General features: G+C 59.7%; 7 protein-coding genes and 2 pseudogenes. 2 read left to right on the top strand and 7 right to left on the bottom strand.

What is annotated here, in order from left to right:
* Window positions 1–97 precede the first annotated feature (97 nt).
* Window positions 98–268 (top strand): hypothetical protein, encoded by a 171-nt coding sequence (locus AWB78_RS47280; RefSeq protein WP_157697840.1) that lies wholly within the window; start codon window positions 98–100, stop codon window positions 266–268.
* A 250-nt stretch (window positions 269–518) separates the two neighbouring features.
* Here the strand turns inward: AWB78_RS47280 and AWB78_RS40915 are convergent, their stop codons facing one another.
* Window positions 519–905, bottom strand: coding sequence for an aldehyde dehydrogenase family protein (locus tag AWB78_RS40915; RefSeq protein ID WP_062612804.1), 387 nt, complete (start codon window positions 903–905; stop codon window positions 519–521).
* 13 nt (window positions 906–918) lie between these two features.
* Here AWB78_RS40915 and AWB78_RS44675 point away from each other — a divergent pair.
* A pseudogene (locus tag AWB78_RS44675) lies at window positions 919–1,180 on the top strand (porin); the annotation flags it as partial.
* Between the two features lie 260 nt (window positions 1,181–1,440).
* Here the strand turns inward: AWB78_RS44675 and AWB78_RS40910 are convergent.
* The 6 genes and pseudogenes from AWB78_RS40910 to AWB78_RS47990 form a co-directional block, all read right to left on the bottom strand.
* Complete coding sequence (locus tag AWB78_RS40910; protein WP_062612802.1) at window positions 1,441–1,668, bottom strand: hypothetical protein; 228 nt, start codon at window positions 1,666–1,668, stop codon at window positions 1,441–1,443.
* Between the two features lie 452 nt (window positions 1,669–2,120).
* A complete protein-coding gene (locus tag AWB78_RS40905) occupies window positions 2,121–2,669 on the bottom strand; it encodes a hypothetical protein (protein ID WP_062612800.1) in 549 nt (182 codons plus the stop codon).
* A gap of 28 nt (window positions 2,670–2,697) precedes the next feature.
* Window positions 2,698–3,477, bottom strand: coding sequence for a TIGR04255 family protein (locus AWB78_RS40900; protein ID WP_062612797.1), 780 nt, complete (start codon window positions 3,475–3,477; stop codon window positions 2,698–2,700).
* A 158-nt stretch (window positions 3,478–3,635) separates the two neighbouring features.
* A complete protein-coding gene (locus AWB78_RS40895; protein ID WP_062612794.1) occupies window positions 3,636–3,962 on the bottom strand; it encodes a hypothetical protein in 327 nt (108 codons plus the stop codon).
* 95 nt (window positions 3,963–4,057) lie between these two features.
* Window positions 4,058–6,232 (bottom strand): site-specific integrase, encoded by a 2,175-nt coding sequence (locus AWB78_RS40890; RefSeq protein WP_232478099.1) that lies wholly within the window; start codon window positions 6,230–6,232, stop codon window positions 4,058–4,060.
* Window positions 6,225–6,481 (bottom strand): annotated as a pseudogene (locus tag AWB78_RS47990) (hypothetical protein); the annotation flags it as partial. The gene AWB78_RS40890 and the pseudogene AWB78_RS47990, both read right to left, overlap by 8 nt.

The raw sequence follows: 6,481 nt of genomic DNA, 5'->3' as shown, positions 1-6,481 counted from the left end.
CACTTGAAAGTTGAAGTGGACACCAGCATCGCCTATCACTCATCGCGCGGGAAGGACGCCGACAACGGACCGCTTACCATTAAACGAGAACATTGACTTGGTGCGTAACCTGCATAAGGCCGGTGCCCACCTTGCCCGCCTGACGGGATATATGACGATCGGCGTACAACCGAGCCGCGAAAATCTCCTGAACGCGCAGCGCTGGTTTGAGGCGGCGTCCGCTGAAGTGGAGGTGATGCTGCAAGCAATCGAGACCACCAAAGCCTGAACCATAGAGCCTCTGCTATTTCTGACGTTGGAGCGCGAGCCGGAAAGTTCCAAGTTGCGTGACCCGAAGTAGACATAGGCCTGACGGGCTTTTGCTCGTCCAAGAACTCAACCTTGGGCTTGGCGGAACTGCTGCGGCACGGGTATTCCTTCGGTAGACGAAAATTTGCGCCGCCCGCAAGCACCGCTGGGCCACTTTGACCCAGCAGACCGCCAACGGCATCCCGATGCGACGGCTCTATAGCCGCTCGTTAAGCGACGCTGATGACCTGCAATTGTGTGAATTCAACCAGCCCCTCTTCGCCGTACTCGACGCCGATGCCAGACTCTTTCATTCCGCCGAACGGAACATCCACCTGCGAGTCCAGGTGCTTGTTAATCCAAATTGAACCGGCTTCAAGAGAAGCAGCCACTTTGCGCGCACGCTCGATGTTCGTCGACCAAACCGACGTGCCGAGACCGAAGACAGTGTCGTTCGCTCGACGAATAACATCGTCCAGGTCCGAATACTGAATGACGGGCAAAACCGGGCCATACTGCTCTTCATCAACCAGTCGAGCCCCTTCCTTGATATCTCGTACGATGGTCGGCGCGATGAAGTAACCTGGACGATCCAGCGCACCTCCGCCCCCAATCACTTTTCCTTCCTCGTGGGCCGCTGCTCTAATTGCAGTGGCCTATCACGTCAACGGAAACAACGGATCCGGAAACGCGACGATCTATACCGTAGGAGGTTCCTACAACCTGTCGAAGCGCACCTTGCTTGACCTCCAATTGGCCACCGTGAGGAATAGCAAATCAGCCAACTTCGGGCTTGAACGCGAACAATCCGGGAACATCCGTCGCCACCGACAATCCCCTCCCAGGACATAGTCAGTCTGGTGTCTACGCCGGCATTCAGCACTCGTTCTAAACGAACCAACTTCACGATCAGTTTTACGCTACTGCGAGAGAAGCGCGTATTGGTGCGACATCTGTACTTTGCTCAAGTACGACACTACTACTTTGCTCCTACAAATTAACCTGCGTTAAGACACGCGATTATGTCAATGCTGCATCGCCAGGTTCGGCTCCGGCTTAAAAGGTTTTCAGCGGCACGGCGAAACAGCGGACGCCTACGCTTCACCGCGGCGGCCGCTCGAATCGCTGCCACGCGTGGCTGTAACTAATTGGCTAATTGCCTTTCGGCAAAGCTTGCTCCAACACATGGACGGACTCGCCCGTTTGGGCTAGCCGGGCGGACTCGTTACGCGCGAGTTGTCTAGAATTATCCGCGAGCTGCTGCGCATATTCGGGGGCGGACATTATGCCGTCATTGAAGTCCTGCTCGATTTCATTGCGCTCAGCTTCCAGCTTGCCTATTACAAGTTCCAGTGCCTGGACTGTTGCAAGGGTGTCCAATCGGTACTCGATACTGGTCGGGTCATTCAAATGAAGCAGCGTCTCTGTAAGGAGACCAAAGTCACTTCTGGGAGAGTGTTCTCCTGTGTGTCCATCGAATCGAATGTGTTCAAACATTACGTGATCACAGGGGTTTATCACATACGGCCCCTTCCGCTCATCAGCGGGCCAAAAGTCATTCTTGAAACTGTTGCAAGTCGGACAGCAATAATACAAATTGGAGTAGTCGCAGACCAGGTGAGCGAACTGAGGCAGCCCTTTTGGTCTGTAGTGATCAGCCGCAAAGATAAGATTTTTCCCGGCCCCACTGTCCGGATGTCGGCAATACACGCAAACGCGCCTGAACTCTGCCTGCAGCCACCGCTTGTACGTTCCGTAGCGTTTGTACTGCTTCGGTCTAAATCGTCGCGTGTGCCGACTTTTAGGAAACTGGAAGATGCTCATGCTTATCTTCAGGCGCGTTCGCTTCCCTGTCCGACGTTTCTAATACGACGGAGTTCTGCGCGTCGACGCGCTCGTTCGTCGAGGTCTGCTTCTGTTTCCGCGATTTCGCGGGTTGCGAGCTCTAAGGCGTCAACATGGTTCCTTGTGACTCGTGGGACCAGCGTTAAGATACGCTGAGTGATGATCGCAAGGCGAAGTTCAGTCTCCTGGGGATTTGGGCCTTTCGCATACTGCCTAGCGAGGAGAATCATCCGTTCGTTCGCCATGCGCTCAGTAACCGCACGCTCGCCGTTCGGAACTGGCGTTGGCGTCACGACTTCCTCGACAGTAGGCGTCGGGCTAGACCGTTGGACGTCCCGCACTCGCTGTACGGTCGACGTATTCGCTTCGTCGCGAGTGAAACGCCGGCTCGTGATGCCATAGTCGCGCTCCGCTGTAAAGCGGGTGTCTCCAATATAGCTGGGTATTTGCCTCGCGCCGGTCTTTTGACGATTTTCGAAAGAAGTCGGGCGGAATTGGCTGCGTTGGATGACAACCGGATTTGCGTAGAGGTTCATGGAAGTCTTATCGATCGAACTCGAACAGTTATTTAGCGAGGTATTCTCGAGCGGGCTCCCCAAGCGTCCAATCGAAAACATTGAACGCTTGAGTATGCATGCCATCTAGAACATCGCCGGCCTCGTCATATTTGACACCATTTCGGAATGCATCGATATCTATTGTGAATCCTGGGACAACCTCCGGGTTCTCCTCCATCGTTTCGCGCGGCTTGAAACGTAGACTGTGCTGCAACAAGCAACCGCCGTCCTCCGACGCTAGAGCAAGGCGACCCGAGAACTCGCTGACCCCAGAAAACAAGCCGGATCTTAATGGAGCCACAAGTTGATCGTTGATCCAGCCATGCCGAATTGGGTCCTGTTCGTCGTCCGTCTGAACAACGTTTATATAACGCAATCCCACCCGCGTAAAAAAGTCAGTGTCAATTACCTTGTAGGCGGCAGCGAGCGCAGACAGTGTGCGGGATCGAAGCTCTCTGTATTCGGTATAAGCTGACGTTTCGACGGACAGAGCGTTCTCCTTGATGGATACAGTCCACTTACGTTTCTCGGATCGAAAAACATGTTTATTGACCGATCCACCCGGTTCTCCGCCAATCCCGAATTGCATCTCCTGCACCAAGTCCAAAAACGGGTATTCTTTCCGAAGTGCCTTTGCGAAACTATCCGGGGGCTTCGGGCGCCCCAAGTCGAGCAACGTCGGGAACCGGAACTCACAGACCGCTTGCCGCAAAAAATTTCTCTTATAGCGGTCAAGGTTGTCCGATTTGTATCCGACGAGCCCGGCGGATTGCCATTCTGAAGTCATATATTTCGCAATGTGAAATTGTTGGCAGCCAACGAACTTTGTCCCGTCCTACCGTTTTGCTGCGCCTCGCCCATCGTACTGTATCAAAGCATACTCGAAGCATGTCCTCGCCGATTGTCTGGCTACGTTGGAGCTCGAGCGAATAGGCAGCCGCGCGCTTAACGAGCGAATCGTCCTGTCGCGACCTTCCATGCCTGGACGTCGTGGTCGTCGACCCAGCTCGCCGCAAGTTCACATGCTGCGCGTGCAGCGGCGGCAACCACATCGTCCCGTCGAATAGTCACCTCGACGCTGCTGCTGCCGTTCTCGGCAACAATATCTCCTTCACGAGGCCGCGAAAACGAGATGCCGGTCTCGACCAGTAGCTTGATCAGATCATCGCGCGAGTTCAACGGATCAAACTGATCGAGATTCACGGCGACCACGCGGTCCACATCGGAGAACGCCACCAGTCCGGCGCGCAGGTTGATTTCTTCATCCGTCATCGTGTTTTTCCTGTGTTCCGGCGCAAATGCACGAGAAAGCGCCGGAAAGTAATTCGTTTGGTCAGTGACGCGCGCAACGCCGACTGCGCTGCGGCTCACTGCCCCGTCTTATGCGTGGCGACGCCCGCATAGTAGCGCGCCACCGCTTCGACCACGCGCTGCTTTTCGGCCTGGACATAGATGGTCGTCGTTTGCAGCGACGCGTGACCGAGCACCTTCTGCACGACATCCACCGGGACTTCATCCGCGACTGACTGGGTGCCGAAGGTGTGGCGGAACGCATGGGCATTCGACTGCCCGAGCCTCACGCGTTCATCAAGGCTCAACCCATCCATCGTCTCGACCAGTTCGGTGACCATTCGACTAATCAGCCGGTTCAGTCCATCGGCGGTGTAGCCCGCTTCATTCGCAGGCTGCCCCTGCCCGCCCTCCGCGCTCTGCCCCGCTCGATGTCGCCGGCGCGACGCGTCGGTCCACGGAATGACGACAGGGCTCAGCAGCGGCCCGCTCTGTTTGTCTTCTTCGGCCGCGCCGTCGAAATCTTGAGCCCGATCGCGCCAATGCGCGCGCAGCGCGTCCAGCGTCGCGGCGCTCACCGGCACCGTGCGTTCGCGCTGACCCTTGCCGACGATGGTCAGCTCCCAGACCGGTCGCTCGGGTGTTCCAAAGGATGAAGGGCGCAGATCCTCGCGCCGGGCGCTGGCGGCTTCTTCACGCCGCAGGCCCGAATCGCCCATCAACAGAATCGCCGCGCGCACGGCGCGCCACTGCACGCCGGCTCGGGACTCGCGCCACTGCACGCCGGCTTGACGCATGTTCGTGTCCATGCGCCACTGCGCACCGACCGTCGCCCCGCCCTCTTCTGCTGATCGCACATCGAGTTCGTCACGCAGCTTGCGCCACAGATTGGCCGGCAAGGCGCGCTCGATCTTCATCGCCCGCTCGCGCTTGATCACCGTCGGATCGTTGACGGCCTTCCACGGATTGCCGGCCAGATAGCGCACATCGACCCACCAGGCGAACGCCGTCCGCAGTACCCGCACGGTATAGCGCTGCGAGTCGGGCGAAAGCGTCGCACACAGCGAAGCCTGACCGTCGCCCTCGAAAGAGGTGTGGGGCAAGGCGAACGGTCGCCAGCGCGGCGAGTGCCGGGGAAAGCGCTCACCCACAAAGCGCGGATCCGGATCTTTCAAAAAATCCTTGTAGGCCTCGCAGTCGTCCACGCGTAGATCACTCAGCGCCTTGCCGCGCAAGACGACCGCCCACAGCAGGAAGCGCTCGAGCTCCTTGGTGTACGCCCGCAGCGTTTTTGGCTGATCGCGAAAGCGGTTCAGATACGCGCGCACCGCATCGAGATCGTGGTTCGCCTGGATATAACAGAACGCCGTCGCGCGGTTTTCACCTCGGTACGGACCATCGGCGCCGGAGAGCGCATGCGGCACCGCGAGCCGCTCGAGCGGCGCGAGTGTCAGTCGACTTGTCGAGCTTGACGCGCCGCTCGGGTCGCCGTTGCTTGGGCCGCCGTTTTCGCCGTTGCCGTTCAGGCCGCTTCCCGTCACCTTGGTGGCCGGCGCGACCTCGACCAGTTCGCCCGCGACCAACGGGACGCCGTCCTGTTCCACGGAGTCGACGTCGGCTTCGATCGTTAGTTGCAGCGGTGCCTGCTGCCTGCGTAACCAGCTCACAATCGCGCGCGCCCGGCCCGGGCCGATGCGCGGAATCGAGCGCCACCAGCTGCCGCTGCGTCGATTACAGAACGCGACCAGCTCGCCCAGCGTCCTGATGCCCTCGCCTTTGAGGCGCCGCGCCACGCGCGGACGCAGCCAGGCGCCAATCGGATGATCCGCCCGCGGTGGCAGCGCCGCCAGTTGCGCCGCCTCGGTGACCATGCGAAACGTCACCGCCGTGAGCTTGGGCTGGCCGTGCTGTTTGATTGATGCGCGCAGGTGCTCGGCGAGCGCGGCCGAGCCGTGCGCGAGCGCCAGTGCCACCAGCGCGTCGAGCATCGTGATGAGATGCCGCTCCATCGCGCCGGGCGTCGCCGCGTGCGCATCCTCATCGGGATCGTAGTAGGTGCGCGCAATCACCGCGGGCGCGATGCGCTGCACGTAGGCGCGCAGCGCCGTGAAATCCTTGGTCGTGTAGCGCCGCTCAAGGGTGAGGTCCTCTGACGAACGCGTCTCTGCGGTGAGCTTTTCCGGGGGGCGCGCCGGCTTGGCGGTGATCTTTTTCGGGGACGGCGCCGTCGCCGCACGCGCGCGCTCAGGCATCGCCACCCTCCTCATCGGACTGATCACCACCCACGTCGCCGGGCGCGTGGCCAGGCTCGTCGTCCGACTCATCGCCTGACTCGTCGTCCGACCCCACGCGGCCGCCTCTTTCACCGTTCGTGGGCGGCGGCGCCGGGGCGCGCAGTGTGGGCAGCCCGAGCTGCGCGAGCGCGTCGCTCGCCTGCGCCATGAACGCCTCGGGCCACGTCGCACAGAGAAACTCGAACGCCGGGCGGGACTCACGCAGCA

The organism is Caballeronia calidae (assembly GCF_900044055.2).
Lineage (GTDB): Bacteria > Pseudomonadota > Gammaproteobacteria > Burkholderiales > Burkholderiaceae > Caballeronia > Caballeronia calidae.
Note: the sequence above shows the minus strand (reverse complement) of the source record. Positions and strands in the feature narration are given on the sequence as shown.